General features: G+C 61.3%; 22 protein-coding genes. 15 read left to right on the top strand and 7 right to left on the bottom strand.

All coding sequences use genetic code 11. From position 1 onward, the window contains the following. Positions 1-8: 8 nt before the first annotated feature. Together NFG58_RS08580 and NFG58_RS08575 are read right to left on the bottom strand one after the other, a co-directional pair. Positions 9-527: a L,D-transpeptidase gene (locus NFG58_RS08580; protein ID WP_348827966.1), complete on the bottom strand. Its 519-nt coding sequence runs from the start codon at positions 525-527 to the stop codon at positions 9-11. A gap of 21 nt (positions 528-548) precedes the next feature. Next, positions 549-1,229, bottom strand: coding sequence for a TetR/AcrR family transcriptional regulator (locus NFG58_RS08575; RefSeq protein WP_222517034.1), 681 nt, complete (start codon positions 1,227-1,229; stop codon positions 549-551). Between the two features lie 309 nt (positions 1,230-1,538). Between NFG58_RS08575 and lexA the strand changes: the two genes are divergently transcribed. Beyond that, positions 1,539-2,204 (top strand): transcriptional repressor LexA, encoded by a 666-nt coding sequence (gene lexA / locus NFG58_RS08570; RefSeq protein ID WP_108132779.1) that lies wholly within the window; start codon positions 1,539-1,541, stop codon positions 2,202-2,204. A gap of 39 nt (positions 2,205-2,243) precedes the next feature. Further along, positions 2,244-3,302: a DNA polymerase IV gene (gene dinB, locus NFG58_RS08565; protein WP_348827965.1), complete on the top strand. Its 1,059-nt coding sequence runs from the start codon at positions 2,244-2,246 to the stop codon at positions 3,300-3,302. Here the strand turns inward: dinB and NFG58_RS08560 are convergent. Continuing rightward, entirely contained in the window at positions 3,291-3,836 is a 546-nt protein-coding gene (locus NFG58_RS08560; RefSeq protein ID WP_348827964.1) for a hypothetical protein, read from the bottom strand. The two genes, dinB and NFG58_RS08560, sit on opposite strands and share 12 nt — an antisense overlap. 28 nt (positions 3,837-3,864) lie before the next feature. Continuing rightward, a complete protein-coding gene (locus NFG58_RS08555; RefSeq protein WP_045994570.1) occupies positions 3,865-4,167 on the bottom strand; it encodes a succinate dehydrogenase assembly factor 2 in 303 nt (100 codons plus the stop codon). Positions 4,168-4,405: 238 nt separating this feature from the next. Between NFG58_RS08555 and NFG58_RS08550 the strand changes: the two genes are divergently transcribed. The 3 genes from NFG58_RS08550 to lapB are packed head-to-tail and all read left to right on the top strand — an operon-like array spanning position 4,406 to position 6,241. Then, positions 4,406-4,702, top strand: a complete 297-nt coding sequence (locus NFG58_RS08550; RefSeq protein WP_045994571.1) for an integration host factor subunit beta — start codon at positions 4,406-4,408, stop codon at positions 4,700-4,702. Positions 4,703-4,756: 54 nt separating this feature from the next. Next, entirely contained in the window at positions 4,757-5,062 is a 306-nt protein-coding gene (locus NFG58_RS08545; protein ID WP_045994572.1) for a LapA family protein, read from the top strand. Next, positions 5,063-6,241, top strand: coding sequence for a lipopolysaccharide assembly protein LapB (gene lapB / locus NFG58_RS08540; protein ID WP_348827962.1), 1,179 nt, complete (start codon positions 5,063-5,065; stop codon positions 6,239-6,241). Positions 6,242-6,244: 3 nt separating this feature from the next. Here lapB and pyrF read toward each other — a convergent pair whose 3' ends face one another. Next, positions 6,245-6,946 carry an orotidine-5'-phosphate decarboxylase gene (gene pyrF, locus NFG58_RS08535; RefSeq protein WP_348827961.1) on the bottom strand — a complete coding sequence of 234 codons (702 nt, stop codon included), beginning with the start codon at positions 6,944-6,946 and terminating at the stop codon, positions 6,245-6,247. A gap of 317 nt (positions 6,947-7,263) precedes the next feature. Between pyrF and NFG58_RS08530 the strand changes: the two genes are divergently transcribed. Next, complete coding sequence (locus NFG58_RS08530; RefSeq protein ID WP_308812428.1) at positions 7,264-7,623, top strand: ComEA family DNA-binding protein; 360 nt, start codon at positions 7,264-7,266, stop codon at positions 7,621-7,623. A 120-nt stretch (positions 7,624-7,743) separates the two neighbouring features. Here NFG58_RS08530 and NFG58_RS08525 read toward each other — a convergent pair whose 3' ends face one another. Together NFG58_RS08525 and NFG58_RS08520 are read right to left on the bottom strand one after the other, a co-directional pair. Further along, positions 7,744-8,826 carry an Rpn family recombination-promoting nuclease/putative transposase gene (locus tag NFG58_RS08525; RefSeq protein ID WP_348827959.1) on the bottom strand — a complete coding sequence of 361 codons (1,083 nt, stop codon included), beginning with the start codon at positions 8,824-8,826 and terminating at the stop codon, positions 7,744-7,746. A 42-nt stretch (positions 8,827-8,868) separates the two neighbouring features. Then, positions 8,869-9,630, bottom strand: coding sequence for an SDR family NAD(P)-dependent oxidoreductase (locus NFG58_RS08520; RefSeq protein WP_045994575.1), 762 nt, complete (start codon positions 9,628-9,630; stop codon positions 8,869-8,871). A 464-nt stretch (positions 9,631-10,094) separates the two neighbouring features. Between NFG58_RS08520 and NFG58_RS08515 the strand changes: the two genes are divergently transcribed. From NFG58_RS08515 to NFG58_RS08475, 9 genes are all read left to right on the top strand, one after another. Further along, complete coding sequence (locus NFG58_RS08515; RefSeq protein ID WP_108132773.1) at positions 10,095-10,640, top strand: FxsA family protein; 546 nt, start codon at positions 10,095-10,097, stop codon at positions 10,638-10,640. A gap of 505 nt (positions 10,641-11,145) precedes the next feature. Beyond that, positions 11,146-11,439: a co-chaperone GroES gene (locus NFG58_RS08510; protein WP_045994577.1), complete on the top strand. Its 294-nt coding sequence runs from the start codon at positions 11,146-11,148 to the stop codon at positions 11,437-11,439. A 69-nt stretch (positions 11,440-11,508) separates the two neighbouring features. Then, positions 11,509-13,152 (top strand): chaperonin GroEL, encoded by a 1,644-nt coding sequence (gene groL, locus NFG58_RS08505; RefSeq protein ID WP_045994578.1) that lies wholly within the window; start codon positions 11,509-11,511, stop codon positions 13,150-13,152. A gap of 1,011 nt (positions 13,153-14,163) precedes the next feature. Next, positions 14,164-15,855 carry a group II intron reverse transcriptase/maturase gene (gene ltrA, locus NFG58_RS08500; protein WP_348827958.1) on the top strand — a complete coding sequence of 564 codons (1,692 nt, stop codon included), beginning with the start codon at positions 14,164-14,166 and terminating at the stop codon, positions 15,853-15,855. A 32-nt stretch (positions 15,856-15,887) separates the two neighbouring features. Next, complete coding sequence (locus tag NFG58_RS08495) at positions 15,888-16,085, top strand: hypothetical protein (protein WP_348827957.1); 198 nt, start codon at positions 15,888-15,890, stop codon at positions 16,083-16,085. A 324-nt stretch (positions 16,086-16,409) separates the two neighbouring features. Beyond that, entirely contained in the window at positions 16,410-17,348 is a 939-nt protein-coding gene (locus tag NFG58_RS08490) for a homocysteine S-methyltransferase family protein (protein WP_348827956.1), read from the top strand. A gap of 441 nt (positions 17,349-17,789) precedes the next feature. Continuing rightward, on the top strand, positions 17,790-18,032 hold the full coding sequence (locus tag NFG58_RS08485; protein WP_287164978.1) for a hypothetical protein: 243 nt from the start codon (positions 17,790-17,792) through the stop codon (positions 18,030-18,032). Beyond that, the gene (locus NFG58_RS08480) at positions 18,029-19,084 is read left to right on the top strand and encodes a Wzz/FepE/Etk N-terminal domain-containing protein (RefSeq protein ID WP_348827955.1); all 1,056 of its coding nucleotides are present in this window, start codon (positions 18,029-18,031) and stop codon (positions 19,082-19,084) included. Before NFG58_RS08485 ends, NFG58_RS08480 begins: the two co-directional genes overlap by 4 nt. Then, positions 19,081-19,305, top strand: coding sequence for a GNVR domain-containing protein (locus tag NFG58_RS08475; protein WP_348827954.1), 225 nt, complete (start codon positions 19,081-19,083; stop codon positions 19,303-19,305). The genes NFG58_RS08480 and NFG58_RS08475 overlap by 4 nt, the downstream gene beginning before the upstream one ends. The last annotated feature ends 628 nt before the right edge of the window (positions 19,306-19,933 follow it).

The following is a 19,933-nucleotide window of genomic DNA, read 5'->3' as shown; positions in this document are numbered from 1 at the left end:
AGACGTGATCAGTCATGCAGCCACACCGGCGTGCCAGGCGTCGCTTCATCGAACAGCTTGAGCAAGTCGTCGTCACGCAGGCGAATACAGCCATGGGAGTCGGCCACCCCCATGGGCTTGTCAGGCGGGGTGCCGTGAAAATAGATATAACGGCGCTGGGAATCGACGTCGCCGCCTCGATTGAAGCCCGGCTCCAGTCCGCTGAGCCAGAGAATCCGGGTCAGGATCCAGTCCCGCTCTGGCTGGGCCTGGCCTAGGGCCTCGCTGTAGACCTCACCGGTGGGCCGACGGCCACGAAAGACGCAGCCCACGGGCTGCCCCTCACCGATGGCCGCACGGATCTGGTGCCAGCCCAGTGGGGTCTGGCCGCTGCCCTCTTGCTGGCCCGTACCGGCAGCACCGGTGGACACCAGGCATTGCCAGGCAGGGGCTTCGCCCCGCCACAGCGTCAGCTGCTGGCGGGCGGTGTCGACCTCCACCCACACACCCTCGGTGGGGGGAAGCGCTGCCAATTGCGGGGTATGCATCACCCTGACTCCCTTCTCAGCTTATGCAGTTGGCTCGCGGGTCGGCGGTGGCATCGTCGGCGCCGGCTCCGGCAGTGGCGCCTTCAGCGCTGACACCACCACCGGCATCATGCGGCGCACCAGGTCGCGTACCGAGACGTGCTCGTCGTAGTCCTTCTCGGCGATGTCGCGCAGGGCATCGAGCCCAGACAGGGTAAAGATCACGGTGCCCAGCGCAAAGTGCAGACGCCAGAAGCGCTCGGAGTCCGGCAGCTCCGGCGTGGCCTTGCGCACCAGCGCCACGAAACGGGTGAACACGGTGCCGTACTGGTCCTGGATATAGCGACGCAGATGCCCCTGGGCCTGACTGTAGGCCAGCCCCAGCAGGCGCATGAACACCTTGAGGCTGTGCCGCTCGGCCGGTACCTCGAGCACGGTACGGGCCATGGTCTCGAGCAGCACCTCCAGCGGAATCACGCGATCACCATAGCCGCGCTCGAGCTCATCGATGGCGGCATGAAAGCGATCGGAGAAGGGATCCAGGTAGCGGGAGAACACCGCCTGGATCAGCGCCTTCTTGGAGCCGAAGTGGTAGTTGACGGCGGCCAGGTTGACCTTGGCCTTGCCGGTAATGTTGCGCAGCGACGTTTCCGCGAAGCCGCGTTCGGCGAAAAGCACCTCGGCGGTGTCCAGGATGCGCGTCACGGTATCGGTCTGGGCCATTCGCGGGCTCCGTCCAGTCTTGTCAAGGGCAGTTGGAAACAATTGTTTGAATACTGGCTTGAGTGTAAGGGAGCCGCCCTTCTCGCACAATCAACCCTGGCTCCACCCTGTTTCAAACGAATGCATCAGGCGGCGGCCCACTACACCAGTGCCCTGGCACACTATTCCTGGCCTTTCGCGGTTTTACTGGATGTACATCCATACTGTACACTTCACCAAGGGCGAGCATTGACGCCCTCAGCACTGGCAAGCGCCGGCAGCAAGCCGCCGCCAAGCCACCCTGTTCCATCGCCGCCCGTGGGAGGCCGCATGACACGTCCCCTGACCCCTCGCCAGCAAAATGTCTATGACTTTATCGTCAAGACCATGAACGAGCTGGGGTACCCGCCCACCCGCGCGGAAATTTCACGCGCCCTGGGCTTTCGCTCCCCCAATGCTGCCGAAGAACACCTGCGGGCGCTCGAGCGCAAGGGCGCGATTCGCGTGATTCGCGGCACCTCTCGCGGCATCCGCCTGCCGGCCCAGGAGGCCGACTCCGGCGCCGCCAACGAGTCGCCCCAGGAAGCCAGCCCCTCGCAGGGCCTGCCGATCATCGGCGAGGTCGCCGCCGGCAGCCCGATCCTCGCCGCCGAGCACATCGACCGCTACTGCCCGCTGCCGCCGGACTACTTCACCCCCCGCGCAGACTATCTGCTGCGCGTGCGCGGGCTGTCGATGAAGGACGTCGGCATCCTGGAGGGTGACCTGCTGGCGGTGCATCGCACCGAGCGCATCCGCAACGGCCAGATCGTGGTAGCACGCCTGGAAGATGAGGTGACGGTCAAGCGCTTCCAGCGTGACGGCCATCAGGTCACCCTGGAGGCCGAGAACCCAGACTTCGCGCCCATCACCCTGGACCTGCGCCGCGACAGCCTGGATATCGAGGGCGTCGGGGTTGGGGTCATTCGCGGTGGCAACGGCCAGGCCCTGGGCTAGTCGCCGTTTCACCGACGTCGTGCCAGCGCCTGCCCGCCCATGCCCGCAACCGTACGCAAAATTCTGCATGCCGACTGCGACTGCTTCTACGCCGCGGTCGAGATGCGCGACAATCCCGCCCTGCGGGACATTCCGCTGGCGGTGGGCGGCGCGCGCGAGGGCCGCGGCGTCATCACCACCTGCAACTATCCGGCGCGCAAGTTCGGCATCCATTCGGCGATGCCGACCGCCCGCGCGCTGCGCCTGTGTCCGGAACTGACGCTGGTTCCGCCGGACTTCGACAAGTATCGCGAGGTGTCGAGGCAAATTCAGGCGATCTTCCATGAGCTGACGCCACTGGTCGAACCGCTGTCGCTGGACGAGGCCTATCTGGACGTCAGCGATGTCGAGGGGTTCAAGGGCAGCGCCACCTGGATGGCCCGCTGGCTGAAGGAGGAGTGTCTGGCGCGCACCGGCATCACGGTGTCGGTGGGGGCGGCACCGTCCAAGTTCCTGGCCAAGATCGCCAGCGACTGGGACAAGCCGGATGGGCTGACGGTGATACCACCCGACCAGGTAGAAAGCTTCGTGCTGGCCCTGCCGGTGCGCAAGCTTCACGGCGTGGGGCCCGCCACCGGCGCCCGCCTGGACGCACTGGGCATCACCACCTGCGAGGAGCTGCGCGCACAGCCCATCGACAAGCTGCTGGACGAGTTCGGCAAATTCGGGCGACGCCTCTATGAACTCGCCCGCGGCATCGACGAGCGCCCGGTCAAGGTGGAGCGCGAACGCAAGTCGATCAGCGTCGAAAGCACCTACGGACGGGACCTGCCGGATCTGGCCGCGGCCCAGCAGGCGCTGGTCACCCTCTGCGAGAAGTTGAAGGCGCGCATCGACCGCAATGGTCGCCCGCCCCTGGCCGGCGTGTTCGTCAAGGTGCGCTTTGACGACTTCACCACCACCACCCTGGAGTCGAAGGGCCTGGAGCCGGATCTCGCCAGCTACCGCCAACTGCTCGACCAGGCCTGGCAACGCGCCCACCGCCCGGTGCGCCTGCTCGGCGTCGGCGTGCGCCTGGTGCCACAGGAAGCCAGGCAACAGCTGTCATTACCGTTTTGACGTCTGAGAACCCAACGCCACAGGCATGCCAAGCAGGTAACGTCTCAGCACACGGTGCTCTTCGGGTGTCATCGAATCGGGCCACAGCCAGTGGGTGTGCCCCTGCCAACGCAGGGAGATCAGCCTGGCGCCGACGCTTTCGCAGGTCAGCTCGATCTCGCGCCAGTCAGCGTCATCCGAATAAAGCCTCACGGATTTGTCCGCAGATGACGCCAACGGACACCACTGCCAACGCCCAGGCACCGGGGCCCTGGGCTTGCCCCACCAGCGCATAAGCGCCTGACTCAGGGCGCGCAGAAGGCGTCGCTGCCGACGCTGCCATACGGAAAGGCCCACCTCTTCGGCCTGCTCGCCATCCACGGCGACCAGCGTTACCCCAGATGCCACTGCTGGCTCACTCTCGACCAGGCACCTTAGCTGACCCTGAAGCGGATGGCGGTGGGCGTGAATCAGTCTGCTGCAGAGAGCTGCGGTGAGCACAGCTCCTACCGGCGAGGGAGTGGCGCCGGCGACGACCAGCGCGATGGTCGCCACCAGCGCCCCCTGGAAGAGATGCTGCTGCTCAGAGGCCCCGATTGTGACCGTGACCGCTGGTCTCGGCATAGTCCACGATCATCTGCACGATACGGCGACGGCTGGGCTCTTCCGGCCACTCGCGACGCATCAACCACATGAACAGGTCCTGGTCCTCTTCGGTGATCAGCTGGCGATAGGCGGCCTGATCGGCCTCGTCGAGTTCATCGTAGCAATGCTCGAGAAACGGCAGCAGCAAGAGGTCCAGCTCCCACATGCCACGGCGGGAGTGCCAGTGCAGGCGCTTGCGCTCGGCCTCGAGGCGGGAGGCCACGGAAGACGGTTGATCCAAGGGGAACCTCGTCAGGGATGGAATGTGTGGCCTCAGTATACCGCAGCACGATCCGCCAGGCAGCCGCCGGCGTATCCCGAAGGTGACCCGGCGCAAGATCATTGCCACGAATGTAGTGCGTTGTTTTCTCGAGACTTGAAAAGTATGCTATCTAAAAACAAGAGGCTGTGACGGATACGGCCTTCGCCACTGGCTTGGCCAGCGCTCAACACCCAGGTGGGACTCACGGAGACAACCGATGACAAAGTCCGAACTGATAGAGCAGATCTCCATGCGGCAGCCGGAGCTGTCGATCAAGGACGTCGAGGCCGCGGTGCGCCTCATTCTGGACGACATCACCGATACCCTCGCCGATGGTGGGCGGGTCGAGATACGGGGTTTTGGCAGTTTCTCTCTGCACTATCGGGAGCCCCGGGTCGGCCGCAACCCCAAGACAGGTGAAGCGGTGGAGCTGGAAGGCAAGTTCGTGCCACACTTCAAGCCCGGAAAGGAGTTGCGCGAACAAGTCGACGCCAGCCGTGCGCTGGGCTACTGAGTTCGCTGACAACCGCTCTCTCCGTTCTCTTTGTCTCACTATGGGAAGTCACACATGCGTTGGCTAAAAGGCCTGATCATGGCCATCATTCTGCTGGCGGTACTGGTCATCGGTATCCTGTTTGCGACCAACAACCAACAGGCCCTGCCGCTGAACCTCATCTGGTTCGAATTGCCCGAGGCCTCCCTGTCGGTGTGGCTGCTGGCCTCCCTCGCTGTCGGTGTGCTGCTTGGCATGCTGGCGATGAGCGGCGTCTACATTCGGCTGCGCGCCCTGCTGACTCGCGCCCAACGCCACAACCAGCAGCAGCGCAAGGAACTCGATCGTCTTCGCGTGCAGGAGATGAAGGAACTTCCCTGAATGCCCGATCTTCTGCTGCTGGGCCTGCTGGTCGTCGCCCTCGCCATTGGCTGGGCGCTCGGCCGGCGGGAGAGTCGACAGCAAGAACGCCCCGCCCCAAGCCTGCACCGCGACTACTTTGTCGGCCTGAACTACCTGCTCAACGATCAGCAGGATCGGGCCATCGAGACCTTCATCTCTGCGTTGGAGGTCAACAGCGATACCATCGAAACCCACGTCACCCTGGGCAACCTGTTTCGCTCTCGCGGTGAGGCCGACCGCGCCGTCAAGATTCACCAGAACCTGCTCGCACGTCCTTTCCTGGACGGCCACCAGGGAGCCTGGGTGCAGCTCGAGCTGTCCCGGGACTTTCTGCAACTGGGTCTGCACGATCGCGCCGAACGGCTGCTGAAGGGGCTGGTCAAGGAAGAAACCCACGCCGAAGTACGCCACCATGCCAAGCGGCTGCTGGTGGACCTGTTCGAGCGCGAGGGTGAATGGCAGCAGGCGATCGACGAGGCCGTTCCCCAGTTGACCCGACGCCATGATGACCTGCGTCGGGCCGCTGCCCACTGGCACTGCGAACTGGCCGCAGAGGCGCGAGCATCCAATAGCCACGGCATCGCCAGAAAGCACCTGAAGCAGGCGCTTTCCATCGACGAACGCTGCATCCGCGCCAACATGATCCAGGCCGAGTTGTGCCACGACACCGGCCAGTACCGGCAGGCGCTCAAGCATCTGGATCGCATTCCCCAGCAGGACGCCGACTTTATCCCGACGCTGCTTGAGCCGCTGGAACGCACCTATCAGCTTCTTGACGACGCAGAGGGACTGATCGCGCACCTGCACCGGCTGCTGGAGCTGAATCCCTGCACCAGCGTAATGCTGCTGTTGGCGCAGACGCTGCGCCAGGTGCGAGGGAGTGATGAGGAGGCGATAGCGCTGATCACCGAACAGCTCAGGAAGGAGCCGAGCCTTGGTGGGGTGGACTACCTGATGGGGCTGTACCAGCGTAGCGAGGCAAGCGAAGGCGATCCCCGTTTCGACCTGCTGCGCCAGCACACCCAGCCGCTTATCAAGGCGCTCCCCCGCCACCGCTGCCGGCGCTGCGGCTTCTCAGGTGAACACCTGCACTGGCAGTGCCCCAGATGCAGGAATTGGGGCACCACCAAACCCATCACCGGTATAGAGGGAGAGTAGCGGTCAGCTCTCCCTCAACTCCTTCTCGATTGCCTCTAACGCCGTCATCGGGTCTTCTGCCTGAGTGACAGGTCTTCCCACCACCAGGTGCGTGCTACCGGCGTCCATGGCCTCGCGCGGGGTCATGATTCGGCGCTGATCGCCGGCCTGGGCAAAGCTCGGGCGAATACCCGGGGTGACCTTGAGGAAGTCTTCGCCACAGGCTGCCTTGAGACGCGCCGACTCCTGCGCCGAGCACACCACACCATCCATCCCGCTGGCCTTGGCCAGTCGCGCCAGGTGCTCCACCTGCTCGTCCAGGGCTACCGAAACATTAGTAGCTGCAAGTTCCTCGGCGGTCATGCTGGTCAGCACTGTCACCGCGATCAGGCGGGTCGCAAGGCCCTCTCTATCGAGCCGTTCGCGCGCCGCTTCCATCATGCGGGCGCCGCCGCTGGCATGAACATTGACCATCCACACGCCTTGCTCTGCCGCCGCCTGAACGGCAGCCGCCACGGTATTGGGAATATCGTGAAACTTGAGGTCGAGAAAGACCTCGAAACCCCGGCCATGCAGCGCTTCGAGCACATTGGGGCCGCTGCGGGTGAACAGCTCCTTGCCAACCTTGAGACGACAGCGCTCGGGGTCCAGTCGGTCCGCCATGCACAGCGCGGCGTCCATGGAGGGATAATCGAGTGCGATGATCAAGGGCGATGAGGTAGTCACGGAGGCCTCCGGCACAGTGGAATCGAAGGGCGCACCTGCGGCCTGCATGACGTGAGCCAAGCCGGCCCGGTCGCGAGACACAGGACCCGGAGCGCCAAAACGCCGCAGTATATCAGCCCAAGCGACTTCCGCGCGGCCCTATGGCTTCATCTGAATATCTAATTCCACTGATATTTTTATAAGTAATTTCTTATAACTGGATTCGTCGCTCGGCGCCTAAGGTGAAAGTCGAGACCCAACGGCATCACGTCGAACGGACTCGAAGGGGCAAGCCCCCTACGTCATGAAGACGACTTTCAACACCAAGGAGATGTCCGATGCAGACCCACAACGCACAACAGGCTGTTCGCCATCCATCGATGAACGACAACTCGAGCACCCTTTCCGCAAGCAAGCGGTCCAGGTTATGGACTATCGCACTACTGGCACTGACCTGGATGTTGCTGGCACAGCCAGTCATGGCCGAAGAGCAGCTGAGTATCGAGCCGATCAACATCAACGAGGCCAGCGTCGAGTTGCTGGCGGAACTCCCCGGCATCGGCCCAGGCAAGGCTCAGGCCATCGTCGAAGACCGCCAGGCCAATGGCCCCTTCACCACCATCGAGGACCTGACTCGAGTAAAGGGCATCGGTGACGCCACCGTCGCTCGGCTCAAGGATGAAATCAGCCTGCGCTAGACACCGGCTGCAACCAAGCCCTCCGCCGCGCAGTGCTGCGGAGGGCTTGTGGGGGTGAGGAATAATCAACACTTCAGGCAACGGGATTTCTGTTAGCAACCAACAGGCCATGATAGACCATCAGCTGGAGCGCTCGATTTGCTCTCGCAGTTCGCTGACCAGTTCTATCGAAATCTCGGCCACTTGCGCGATCGTCTGATCATCCAGCGAAGTCTGCTGAATCATATTGCGGGCTACCTCTAGCTTGCCTTCTTCGCGCCCTTCCTGACGCCCTTCCTGACGCCCTTCCTGACGCCCTTCCTGACGCCCTTCCTGACGCCCTTCCTGACGCCCTTCCTGACGACCTTCCTCGCGACCTTCCTCGCGACCTTCCCGACGGCCTTCCCGACGACCTTCCCGACGGCCCTCCGCCAGCCCCTGCTGCTTCCACTGCTCAGGCCACCGCTTGGCTCTTTCTGCCAGCATATTGTGCACCTCGCTCAATTCATTCAGGGCCTGCCATCCGCCCTGTTCCTCATTTGACACCCAGTTTGGCAATAGTACTCGCTTGATCCAGATGACGAAGTGTCGACGCAAATCTGCCTGCTCTGGTGTCTGCAACCATTTCACCAGCAACCCGATCAGCTCAACCGCATCTGCGGGACTCCGGTGATGCTCCAGCTGGAAGATGGCCGACACCACATTACGCGCTTCGCTGGAGAACTGCTGGTCGGCAACGAGGGCACCTTCATCCAATAGCAGAAAGGACAGATCCGGTCGGTATTGCGCCAGGCTTCCAGGCCCTGCCTGAATGAGATCCCGAACGTTGACAGGCGCGCTCCAGCGACGCTCTCCATTATAGAGCACGATAGGCAACACCGGCGGTAGCTTGCCCGACCGAGTCAGCTGTTTCTGCTTGACCAGATCCTGGTAGAGCAACCCGACGTACGTCATGGTGCGAAGCGCCATGAAACGATCCACCGTGCTCTGAAATTCCAGCAACAGGTACACGTAGCACCACTCATCACCGAAGCGCGCGCGCCAGATGACATCGTTTTCGCGATCACGCAGGTCATCAGTGACGAAGCTGCCACTGACCCGCTCCAGCGAGTCGAGGTCCAGCTTCTCGATCCAGTCTTCACCGATAAAGCCGGTCAGCAGGTCTCGGATCACCCTCGGCTCGCTGAATAGCAACTTGTAGCTTTGATCATGCTGGTTTTTCATGGCGTGCCCGGCCAGGCGGCCGGCCTCTTCCCTTGGCTAGACCTAGAGCCGCAGCCCCCCGTCCACCTCCATGACACGGGCGGTGAAGTAGTCATTGTCAAAGATGAAGGCAACGCTCTCGGCGATGTCGGCAGGGGCGCCAAGGCGGCGCAGGGGCACGCCTGCGGTCAGTTTTTCGAGCATGTCGTCACGCATGGAGGCGGTCATCTCGGTCTCGATGAAGCCAGGTGCCACCGCGCCCACGCGAATACCATGACGGGCCAGCTCCTTGCCCCAGGTGACGGTCAGAGCGGCAACGCCGGCCTTGGCCGCGGCATAGTTGCTCTGGCCCATGTTGCCAGCGCGCGAGATGCTCGAGATATTGACGATGACACCCCGACGATCATCCTCGATCATGGCCGTGGCGGCGGCACGCCCGCACAGGAATACACCGGTCAGATTGACATCGATGACCGCCTGCCACTCGTCCAGTCCCAGCGTCTTTTCGACCTTGCCGTCGCGCGCCTTGACCAGCAGGCCGTCACGCAGGATACCGGCGTTGTTGACCAGACCGTCGAGCGGCCCCATGTGCTCGCGAATGTCCGCAAAGGCTTCAGTGACAGAGGCCTCGTCTGCCACGTTAGCCACGAAGGCTCTGGCGGTGATGCCGGCATCGAACAGACCATTGACGGCCTGGTCCAGCTGGTCGTTGTCGGTATCGATGAGCGCGACCCGCGCTCCACGGCGTCCCAGATGGTGCGCCATGGCCAGGCCGAGTCCACGGGCTCCGCCGGTGATGGCGATCAGGGCATCGTTGAGTTGCATGCGGTTTCCCCTTGCAAGACGCGTCATACACGCGCGTATTCAGATGGTTTTTTGGTAAGGCGCCAAGGCGTGACAGGCCGCACCTGCCGCCAGGCGAAACGGCCGCGCGATACATCCAAGCACCACACATGAGCCCACTAACCATTGGTGCACCGCATCATGACAACCTTTCAAAACCCCCGCCACTCTTCCTTGGTCTAGCGCAAGCCTGCGCAACCCCCTGCGACCGAATCGGGCAAAAAAAGAAGATCTTTGCCACGCCGAGCGGCTGAAACCGTAAGCACGACTGCGCGAGTGGCCGCGCCAGAGTCGGCAAGGCGCTGCCAGCAAATGAAAGCCGCCGCCAGCAGCAAAAGGAAGGCGCCACCAGCAAAACAAAGCCACTGCCAGCAAAAGCCACAGCAACGCTTGAACTCCGAGGTGGCCACCCCCATCTTGAACGGAGATCACAACGCGGAGCTGACATGCCCTTTCTTCTTATCTTCACCATCTTCGCCCTGCTCGACTTCGCTGTACTCTTTTCGGTGGGTAGCGAAATCGGTCTGCTGTCCACCCTGGCGCTGGTGCTGGCTACCGGTTTTATCGGTCTGCACCTGATCCGTCGCGAAGGCGTGGCCACCTTCGCACGCGCTCAGGAGCGTATGTCGCGCGGCGAGATCCCCTCCTCGGAGCTGATGACCGGTGCCGCGCTGATCTTCGGTGGCGCCCTGCTGATGGCGCCGGGTTTTCTGTCTGACGCACTCGGCTTCATGTGCCTGATTCCCAACGCTCGCCGCCTGCTGGGCAAGGCGCTGGCCAAGGTCGGGGTGCGCATGAAGGGCTTCCAGATGGGCGGCACCCATTTCGGCGGTACCGAGGAAGGGGGCTTTGCGGGCCCGAAGGCCAATGCCGATGGATGGGACGAGGCTTCCGGCCGCCGCCGGGATGACACCAGCTGGCGCGAAAGTTCGGCCGGCGATGAAGAACCGCTGGAGGGCGAATTTATCAGCAAGGATGAGCGACGCCGCTAGGGCTTGTCTGAAAAGTGTCTGCGCTCGGTAATACGGCGTTAAAAATCGGATCAAAATGCTCATTTACACCACGTAAACTGCGCTTTCTCACCGATTTTTGCCTTGTCTAACCTTCGCTCGTCGACTTTTCGGACTGAGCCTGAGGCTTGCGCGGCGGACCCACCCTTGCCGCATCATCGTCTTGTCCCACGCATCGGCACCCTTCGGGGTGCCGATGCCGTTTCATGGGCCCCGTCTGCCTTGGATGCAAGAAGACAAAAAAATTTTCATCCAAGCCCTTGAAAGCCCCCACTCCAGCCCCACTTACCAGAGCAGCACCAAGCTTCGGTGAGGGAGCACGCTCCCCCGCCATTGACAGGAGGGCCGACAAGGGCCTGCCACTTCATCGGCAGCCCGGCAATGACCTCCAGCTCTCGCCGAGTCGCAGGGCGTCACGACGAGAGTGAACAATGAACCGCCGGGGTGGATGCCCCGGCCTTGCAAAACCATCAGGAGAACGTGAGCAATGAACATCCGTCCCTTGCACGATCGCGTCGTCATCCGTCGCGTTGAGGAAGAGCAGAAGACCGCAGGCGGCATCGTGCTTCCGGGCAACGCCCAGGAAAAACCGACTCGTGGCGAAGTTCTCGCCGTCGGTAACGGCCGGATTCTCGAGAGCGGCGACGTGCGTCCTCTGGACGTCAAGGTCGGCGACACCGTGATCTTCAAGGATGGCTTCGGCGTCGAAAAGCAGAAGATCGACGGCGAGGAAGTCCTGATCATGAGCGAGTCCGACATCCTGGCGGTCGTCGAGGGCTAAGCCCTGCCCCGCAGACTCACTCGTTTCAACGTTCACTTTTGACGCTTAGATTTTAAGGAAGTACAGAAAATGGCAGCGAAACAAGTCAAGTTCTCTGATGATGCCCGCAAGCGCATGGCGCGTGGCGTCGATGTCCTGGCCAACGCCGTCAAGGCTACCCTGGGCCCGAAAGGTCGCAACGTGGTGCTGGAGAAGTCCTTCGGCGCGCCGACCGTGACCAAGGACGGCGTCAGCGTCGCCAAGGAAATCGAACTGAAGGACCGGTTCGAAAACATGGGCGCACAGATGGTCAAGGAAGTGGCTTCCAAGACCTCCGACGTCGCCGGTGACGGTACCACCACCGCTACCGTGCTGGCCCAGGCCATCGTCGCCGAAGGCCTGAAGGGCGTGACCGCCGGCATGAACCCGATGGACCTCAAGCGCGGCATCGACCAGGCCGTCATCGCTGCGGTCAAGGAAATCCAGGCCCTGTCCGTGCCCTGCACCGACTCCAAGGCCATCGCCCAGGTCGGCACCATCTCTGCCAACGGCGACTCGCGCATCGGCGAGATCATCGCCGAAGCGATGGAGAAGGTCGGCAAGGAAGGCGTCATCACTGTCGATGAAGGCCGTGGCTTCGAAGACGAGCTGGACGTGGTCGAGGGCATGCAGTTCGACCGCGGCTACCTGAGCCCGTACTTCGTCACCAACCAGGACACCATGGCGGTGGAACTGGAAGATCCGTTCATCCTGCTGGTGGACAAGAAGATCTCCAACATCCGCGAACTGCTGCCGACCCTGGAAGCCGTCGCCAAGGCCGGCAAGCCGCTGGTGATCATCGCCGAAGACATCGAAGGCGAAGCGCTGGCTACCCTGGTGGTCAACACCATGCGTGGCATCGTCAAGGTCGCCGCCGCCAAGGCGCCTGGCTTCGGTGATCGTCGCAAGGCCATGCTGCAGGACATCGCGATCCTGACCAACGGCACCGTGATCTCCGAGGAAGTGGGTCTGAACCTCGAGCAGGCCACCCTGGACCACCTCGGTACCGCCAAGCGCGTGACCATGTCCAAGGAAAACACCACCATCATCGATGGTGCCGGCAACGATGGTGACATCGAAGCACGCGTCAACCAGATCCGCGCCCAGATCGAAGAGACTTCCTCCGACTACGATCGCGAGAAGCTCCAGGAACGTGTCGCCAAGCTGGCCGGCGGTGTTGCCGTCATCCGCGTCGGTGCCGCTACCGAAGTCGAGATGAAGGAGAAGAAGGCCCGCGTCGAGGACGCCCTGCACTCTACCCGCGCCGCGGTCGAGGAAGGTGTCGTGCCTGGCGGTGGTACTGCCCTGATCCGCATCCTGACCAAGATCGCTGGTCTCAAGGGTGACAACGAAGACCAGACCCACGGTATCGCCATCGCCCTGCGCGCCATGGAAGCACCGCTGCGTCAGATCGTCACCAACGCCGGCCAGGAAGCCTCCGTCATCGTCAACCGCATCAAGGACGGTGAAGGCAACTTCGGCTACAACGCCCAGACCGGCGAGTACGGCGACCTGTTCGAGATGGGTGTGCTGGACCCGGCCAAGGTGACTCGCAGCGCGCTGCAGTCCGCTGGCTCCGTTGCTGGCCTGCTGATCACCACCGAAGCCATGATCGCCGACGATCCGGACGAGAAGGACGCTGCTCCGGACATGGGCGGCATGGGTGGAATGGGCGGCATGGGCGGCATGATGTAGTGCGACGAGAGTCGCTTAGGTAGCTAGCCTAGCGGGCTACATCATTGTGGCCACCGACCCTGGAGTCGGTGGCCACACACCCGCAGAAAAAGCAATTTGCTAAACCCGGTATCCGGGGCTTTCTCAAGACCCGGATACCGGTCACCTGTAACTAGGGTGTACCGTTCTCGGTGTCTGGGGGAAACCCCGAGTCCTCGCCTCACGGCGACGGATCTATCAATGCTGAAGTTCGGCCAAATGGCCGGACGACGTAGCAGAGATTGCCGTGTCTACAAAGCTTGCTGGCACCTAGTGGCGCAAGCCTTTTCTGCTATTGTCTCACCTTGGGGTATTTCGGGGTAACGAGACCTGTTGTTCAGCCAACAGTAGCCTAGGGGTAGTGCATTACTGGCAACGGTGGTGTGCGAAGCTCCCTGACAATGTAGTCCCACCTCGGTGGACTGTCCGTGCCGCGAGGCACGCCAGTGACTCTGCCAGCAACAGGCGGATGAGACGCTAGGCTGGGTGGTACGACCAACGCAAGTGAACTGCTGATAAACACCGTCAACCGCAAGAAGCCAAAGTTGCTGACAGGCTTCAACCAAAAGGTGTGTAGCCGGTTATGCCCCTTACATCTGGGCATACGCTGACGCACGGCTACCGGTGGATAGGCAGGGTCTAACCCACTCTTGTAGAAGGAAAGGAACTCGGTAAGCCCGTATCTCTGCCCTCGGGCAGGCGAGCCGCAAGGCAAGCTGTTGGAGGTGCGGGTAGAGGAGGACAGAAAAAGCGAATGCCTGTCTGTAATGGACGGGATAGGGGTTCGAACTTTGCCCCGACGCGAAAGCGTGCCGACTTCTGTCTGGTCTCTGATCGCGTGAAGGCGCGTAAAGCCGCCTGAAAGCACCATCCGTGGTCTGGATGGACAGTACGAATGCCCTTGCGGGGTGAGGCTCACCTTCCCCGCAAGGGGTTAGTGCCGTCTTCACCCCTCGGGGCATTTTTCGTCAATGCTCAGAGGAGGATAGCAAGATGAGTACTCTTGAAAGCGTACCTGCATTCTCCCACTCGGCATCAAGCTGGCACACCATCGATTGGAAGGTCTGCCATCGCCGCGTGAGGAGGCTACAGGTACGGATCGCGAAGGCTGCCCATGACCAGAAGTGGCGCAGGGTCAAATCCCTGCAACGCATGCTGGTCCGCTCGTTCTCAGCCAGGGCACTGGCTGTGAAACGCGTCACCGAGAACCAGGGCAAGAAAACGCCTGGTGTTGATGGGGCATGCTGGGACACTCCGGATGACAAGTGGGAAGCGATCTTCCGTTTGCAGCGGAAGGGCTACAAGCCCAGACCGCTTCGTCGGGTCTATATCCCAAAGGCCAACGGTCAACGTCGGCCGCTGGGAATCCCGACGATGCTGGATCGCGCCATGCAGGCAATGTACATGCTTGGGCTCGAACCGGTAGCAGAAACGACGGCGGATCGGAACTCCTACGGCTTTCGGCCCATGCGAGCCACCGCGGATGCGATTGAGCAGTGCTTCGTCAATCTCAGCCGCAAGCACTCGGCTCAGTGGGTACTCGAAGGCGACATCAAGGGGTGCTTCGACAACATCGACCACGAGTGGCTGGTCCGGAATATCCCCATGGATAGGACGGTCCTCCGCAAGTGGCTTAAAGCGGGATACATGGAGTCCTCACGGCTCCTTCCGACGACGGCGGGAACACCGCAAGGTGGCATCATCTCGCCGGTATTGGCCAATATGGCGCTTGACGGTTTGGAAGCGGTGCTCGAATCCCAATTCGGGAAGAAGAACACCAAGGCCAGCTACAAGACCAAGGTCAATTATGTGCGGTACGCGGACGACTTCATCATCACCGGCATCTCCAAGGAGCTGCTGGAGGAGGACGTGAAACCCATCGTCGAGGCCTTCATGGCCGAGCGTGGGCTCACGCTCTCGGTGGAGAAGTCCGTCGTCACGCACATAGCGGAGGGATTCGACTTCCTGGGCCAGAATATTCGCAAGTACAGTGACAAGTGCCTCATCAAGCCGAGTCACAAGAACGTGAAGACTTTCTTGGCCAACGTAAGGAAGCTGTTGAACGCCAACAAGACCATGCCTGCCTGGTGGATCGTGGATCAGCTCAACCCGATGATTCGGGGCTGGACCAACTACCATCGGGGAGTCGCGGCCAAAGAGACGTTCAACTACGTGGACTACCGCATCTGGAAGATGCTATGGCAATGGTGCAAGAGACGGCACCTGAGCCGGCGCAAGCGCTGGATCAAGGGGAAGTACTTCCCTCCAGCAGGCAAGCGTCAGTGGGTCTTCCAGGGTGAGTATCCCGGCGGCAAGCGAGTGTATCTGCTCTATGCCAGCGATGTGCCGATCAAGCGGCATACCAAGATCAAGGCGGAAGCGAACCCTTACGACCCGGCGTTCGAGACCTATTTCGAGGAACGGCTGGAACGTTCCTGGAAGGAATCGACAAAGGGAAGGAAGAAGCTGCAGACGCTCTGGTCCCGGCAAGGCAAGCGCTGCCCGATGTGCCAACAGTTCATCACCTGGGAAACCGGGTGGAACATCCACCACGTGGTGGAGAGGCACAAGGGTGGCGGCGACGAGCTGGAGAACTTGGTACTGCTGCATCCCAACTGCCATCGGCAATTACACTCTCAGGCCCGCATGGTGGGTTGCAATCCATCTGTTTTGACACAATCTTAGGAATCGCCCTAAACAAAAAGAGGGACACCTGAATGAGTCAAAACAAATGTAGTCTGAAAGTGGTCAAGGACGGGCGTGTTCTCCATGGAACGGCAGCGATCCTCCACGCAACAAGCCGCGATGGTGGATACGATGCCTACATGGCTAACTTCGCCCAGAAGGTGGTCGAGCATACGATGGAAGAGCATCTCAGAGAAGAACGAAAGCCCAAGCTGTCAAGGGTTAAGTGAACTTTGAGATTCATCATACCATCGCCGGTCCACAACTTATGTGGGCTTACAGAGGCTTGAGCCGTATGCGGGGAAACTCGCACGTACGGTTCTTAGGGGGCGGCGGGGCAGAAATGCCCTGCTGCTACCCGACACGCCTGCCCCGGGCAGCTCCGGCTGCCCGACCCGCGCACCCCCAAGCGCACAAAGCCCTGCCTGATGGCAGGGCTTTTTTGTGTTCCACCATTCATCGAGCCGCCTCATCCAGAGGTTGAGGACTTTTCAATTTATTCCCGCCCCCGGGACATGATTCACTATCGGCTGGATCAACTTGCAGGCAACATCATGGATTTGACGCTACTGGACGGCGGCATGGGGCGCGAGCTCAAGCGTATCGGCGCCCCCTTCTCACAACCCTTGTGGAGCGCCCAGGCGCTGATCGAAGCTCCCGACCGGGTCATCGAGGCCCACCTCAACTTTATTCGGGCCGGCGCCCGAGTGATTACTGCCAACAGCTACGCCTGCGTGCCGTTCCATCTTGGCGAGCGGCGCTATCGGGAAGAGGGGCCGGCACTCGCTTCTCTAGCGGCACGATTGGCAGCGCAAGCGGCAAGCCGCTGGCAGGAAGAATCCGTCCAGCCACCATCGCAAGCCAATGCCCCAGAAGTCTCGCTTAGCGTAGCCGGCTGCCTGCCTCCCGCCCTGGGCAGCTATCGTCCCGATCTGTTCGACCCCTGCCGCGCCAGGGAGATCACTACCGCCCTGTATCATGCGCAGGACCCACACGTGGATCTGTGGCTCGCCGAGACGCTGTCGAGTCTTGCCGAGATCTCGGTCATGCAGGAGGTTCTGGCGGCTTCCGAGAAGCCTCGCTGGTACGCCCTCACCCTTCAGGACGAGGTGTCCGACATCGCACGCCTGCGCTCCGGAGAGTCCGTTGCCGAGGCGACCCAACAGCTATGTCAGGGCGGCGCCGACGCCATCCTGTTCAACTGCTCGATTCCGGAGGTCATGGCGCAGGCACTGGTCGACGCCGGCGACGCCATGCAACGACTCAAGCTATCGCGCCCGCTGGGCGCCTACGCCAACAGCTTCTCGCCGATCGGCGATGCCCACCGGGCCAACACCACCTTGACGGCAGACCGGGAGCTGACCCCGGCAGGCTACCTGGACTACGCCAAACGCTGGCACTCCCTGGGAGCAAGCCTGATCGGCGGATGCTGCGGCATCCATCCAGCTCATATCGAAACACTAGATGCCTGGAAACAGGCCGCCCATCACTAGGGCTTGTCTGAAAAGTGCCTGCGCTCGGTAATACGGCGTTAAAAATCGGCTGGTGCGCCAGCCCGGTCAAAATGCTCATTTACACCCCGTAAACTGCGCTGTCTCACCGATTTTTGCCTTGTCTAACCTTCGCTCGTCGACTTTTCGGACAGCGCCTAGCAACGAGTTCTGCCGCGCTTCCCCTTCGCTCCGCCCTGTCAGCGGCACGACACCCAAGAGCCCAGACCACGGCTGCGTCGTCCTTGATCTTCGTCAGGACGACGCAGCGTGGCGACCTGTACTTTCCCCCTTCCTGATCTACAGCAGCGTCGCGCCGCGTCCACATCGCTAGGCTGTTCGCCCAGCAGATAGCCCGTGGTTTTCCGTCCTTGAAGGTTGCCCCTGTGGCACACCGATGACTCATCGACCGCCCATTCCTCAACGCTCGATCAGGACTCTCCGATGTCACCCTCTCGGCTACTACTTCTCGGCCCCATCGCCTTGCTGCTTCCCGGGGGCTTTACTCTGTTAGGTGGGCGTTCCCTGCATGCCGCCCTCGTCTTCCTTGCCTGGCTGTCACCGCTGGTCGCATCAGCACTGGGGCTGATGAGCCTGGTCGTCGCCCGCCTGGCGGAGTCTTTCAATCTTGTTACCCATGGCCTGGTCCTCAGCATGCATCTGGCACTGTGGAGGCCGCAGCGATGACCGATCACGACAGCCAACTTCCCGCGCTTTCCTATCGGCGCGATGATGAGATAGACCTGCGCGACATCGCCCTGATGTTGCTTGACGGCTGGAAGTGGATCCTTGGCAGCGTGGCCACCGCCGTGGTGCTGGCCCTGGTGTTTGTCGCCATAGCCCCGCAAAGCTTCCGTGCGTCGACCAGTTACACGCCCTCGTCGGAAGGACTGCGTCTTCTCAACGAGATGCCCGACATCGACTACTCAGCAGCCTCCACTCAGACAGAACTGGAACTTAAGCTCGGTAGCTTCGGCAACCTGCGCGACTTCATCGACGACCGTCCCGAGTGGCAGTCCATCGCCCAGTCGGAGGCCGACGAACAGGAGGTGACCCTGGATGAGCATCTGCGCCTTCACTACTTCGACAAGCTAACGATCACGCGTCCCGGCAAAGACGGGACAGGTCCGCACCAGTTGAGCCTTGTGTATCCAGAGTCGCTGCAGGGGGCTTCTCTACTCAACGACTATCTGGCATGGACGGAGAGGCAATATGCCCAGGTTCTGGCGCAGCGCGCCGAACACGCACTGGAAACGGCGCTGGCACGCAATAGTGAAGAGATGCAGGCACATCTGGAAGCCTACCGGGACAGCGTGAACGTCGAGATCACACGGCTGCAAGAGCAACATGACGTTCAGTTAGCCGAACTCGATGACCAGCTTCAGGCCGAAAAGAATGCCGAGCGCAAGTCTCGCCAGGAGCGCATTCGCACTCTGACCCAGGCAGAGGCCATCGCAGAAAGGCTGGGCATCACCCAACCCACCTCACCGCCGGCGTTCGGCGAAAACGGACAAACCCAAGTTGGCCACGGTGACAGCGGCAACGCGACAAGCCTGCCGTTCTACTTCATGGGCACCCAGGCACTGGCCGCAGAAAAAGAGGTCGTCGAACAAAGCCTGGAGCAAGAAGCCAGCACGCCTGCCATCCGCGAAATCGAGAAAGAGCTCGCGCAATTGCGTCATCAGCGCCAAATCGAAGCGTTGACGACTCGTCGTTTGTCGACGCCTACAATCAGTTGAGCCAGGAAAATACCCTGCTGCGCGCCAACCGCGTCACCGCCGACGATATCGACATCATCGAGGTGGTCAACCTGGCCTATCGTCCGAACCGTCCGGAAGGCCCCGGCAAGGCCCTGGTGCTGGCACTCGCCGTGATACTGGGGAGCATGCTGGGCGTCATGCTGGTGATGTGTGTATCGTTCGGCCGAAGCCTCAAGCGCTACAGGGCCCAGCGGGCGTGATCTTGCCAACCCGACCTGGCAGCGCCAGCGCTGCACCCTTAGCCACGATCCGCTGGCTCTCACCGTCCTCCAGCACTAGCCCCGAGTCAGATCATGGCCTGACTCAGGGAAGCGCCTCGTCCCTACCCACCTTGCCTGTCACGCTTATTGGTTGAATTCAGGAGCCAAAGGGAACAACGGATCACTCCTTGCACCATTGACCGTGCTGGACATCACCCCGGCTTGACCCACTACCCTTGGTTCCCTGAATAAGTGCGCGCCAACCTGGGCATCATGGCTTATCCTGCATAGCGCCTGCGAACGTCAAGCTGGCATCAAGTGGGAACAATATGCCTAACCCACTCTGGAAACCACGCTGCCTCAGTGCCATTCGCGTTGTCAGACCATGGTTGGTCATGTTTTACAGAGCACTTCGGTGATCAATCGAATTAGCACATAAAAAATCAATTAAACTCATATCAGCACATAAACGTTATATTTTTAATAAGCCGACCAGTCCTTATGCGCATTTCAAGTTAACATAGGCTTACATACTTACATTCTCCCTGCTACTTTCAACCGCAATATAAAGTGCATATAAGCACTATCCCTTGGCTCACGCAGGGCTGATAAACGCCATGTCAACACT

Source organism: Halomonas sp. RT37 (genome assembly GCF_040070525.1).
Classification (GTDB): Bacteria; Pseudomonadota; Gammaproteobacteria; order Pseudomonadales; family Halomonadaceae; genus Halomonas; species Halomonas litopenaei.
This window is presented reverse-complemented; position numbering and strand designations above follow the sequence as displayed.

Excerpts from the sequence above, each read along its gene's own strand:
- NFG58_RS08495 (WP_348827957.1), top strand. The coding sequence starts at position 15,888 with ATGAGTCAAAACAAATGTAGTCTGAAAGTGGTCAAGGACGGGCGTGTT.
- NFG58_RS08490 (WP_348827956.1), top strand. The coding sequence starts at position 16,410 with ATGGATTTGACGCTACTGGACGGCGGCATGGGGCGCGAGCTCAAGCGT.
- NFG58_RS08545 (WP_045994572.1), top strand. The coding sequence starts at position 4,757 with ATGCGTTGGCTAAAAGGCCTGATCATGGCCATCATTCTGCTGGCGGTA.
- NFG58_RS08580 (WP_348827966.1), bottom strand. The coding sequence starts at position 527 with ATGCATACCCCGCAATTGGCAGCGCTTCCCCCCACCGAGGGTGTGTGG.
- NFG58_RS08515 (WP_108132773.1), top strand. The coding sequence starts at position 10,095 with ATGCCCTTTCTTCTTATCTTCACCATCTTCGCCCTGCTCGACTTCGCT.
- dinB (WP_348827965.1), top strand. The coding sequence starts at position 2,244 with ATGCCCGCAACCGTACGCAAAATTCTGCATGCCGACTGCGACTGCTTC.
- NFG58_RS08510 (WP_045994577.1), top strand. The coding sequence starts at position 11,146 with ATGAACATCCGTCCCTTGCACGATCGCGTCGTCATCCGTCGCGTTGAG.
- lapB (WP_348827962.1), top strand. The coding sequence starts at position 5,063 with ATGCCCGATCTTCTGCTGCTGGGCCTGCTGGTCGTCGCCCTCGCCATT.
- lexA (WP_108132779.1), top strand. The coding sequence starts at position 1,539 with ATGACACGTCCCCTGACCCCTCGCCAGCAAAATGTCTATGACTTTATC.
- NFG58_RS08525 (WP_348827959.1), bottom strand. The coding sequence starts at position 8,826 with ATGAAAAACCAGCATGATCAAAGCTACAAGTTGCTATTCAGCGAGCCG.
- NFG58_RS08530 (WP_308812428.1), top strand. The coding sequence starts at position 7,264 with ATGCAGACCCACAACGCACAACAGGCTGTTCGCCATCCATCGATGAAC.
- NFG58_RS08520 (WP_045994575.1), bottom strand. The coding sequence starts at position 9,630 with ATGCAACTCAACGATGCCCTGATCGCCATCACCGGCGGAGCCCGTGGA.
- NFG58_RS08550 (WP_045994571.1), top strand. The coding sequence starts at position 4,406 with ATGACAAAGTCCGAACTGATAGAGCAGATCTCCATGCGGCAGCCGGAG.
- NFG58_RS08575 (WP_222517034.1), bottom strand. The coding sequence starts at position 1,229 with ATGGCCCAGACCGATACCGTGACGCGCATCCTGGACACCGCCGAGGTG.
- NFG58_RS08480 (WP_348827955.1), top strand. The coding sequence starts at position 18,029 with ATGACCGATCACGACAGCCAACTTCCCGCGCTTTCCTATCGGCGCGAT.
- groL (WP_045994578.1), top strand. The coding sequence starts at position 11,509 with ATGGCAGCGAAACAAGTCAAGTTCTCTGATGATGCCCGCAAGCGCATG.
- ltrA (WP_348827958.1), top strand. The coding sequence starts at position 14,164 with ATGAGTACTCTTGAAAGCGTACCTGCATTCTCCCACTCGGCATCAAGC.
- NFG58_RS08485 (WP_287164978.1), top strand. The coding sequence starts at position 17,790 with ATGTCACCCTCTCGGCTACTACTTCTCGGCCCCATCGCCTTGCTGCTT.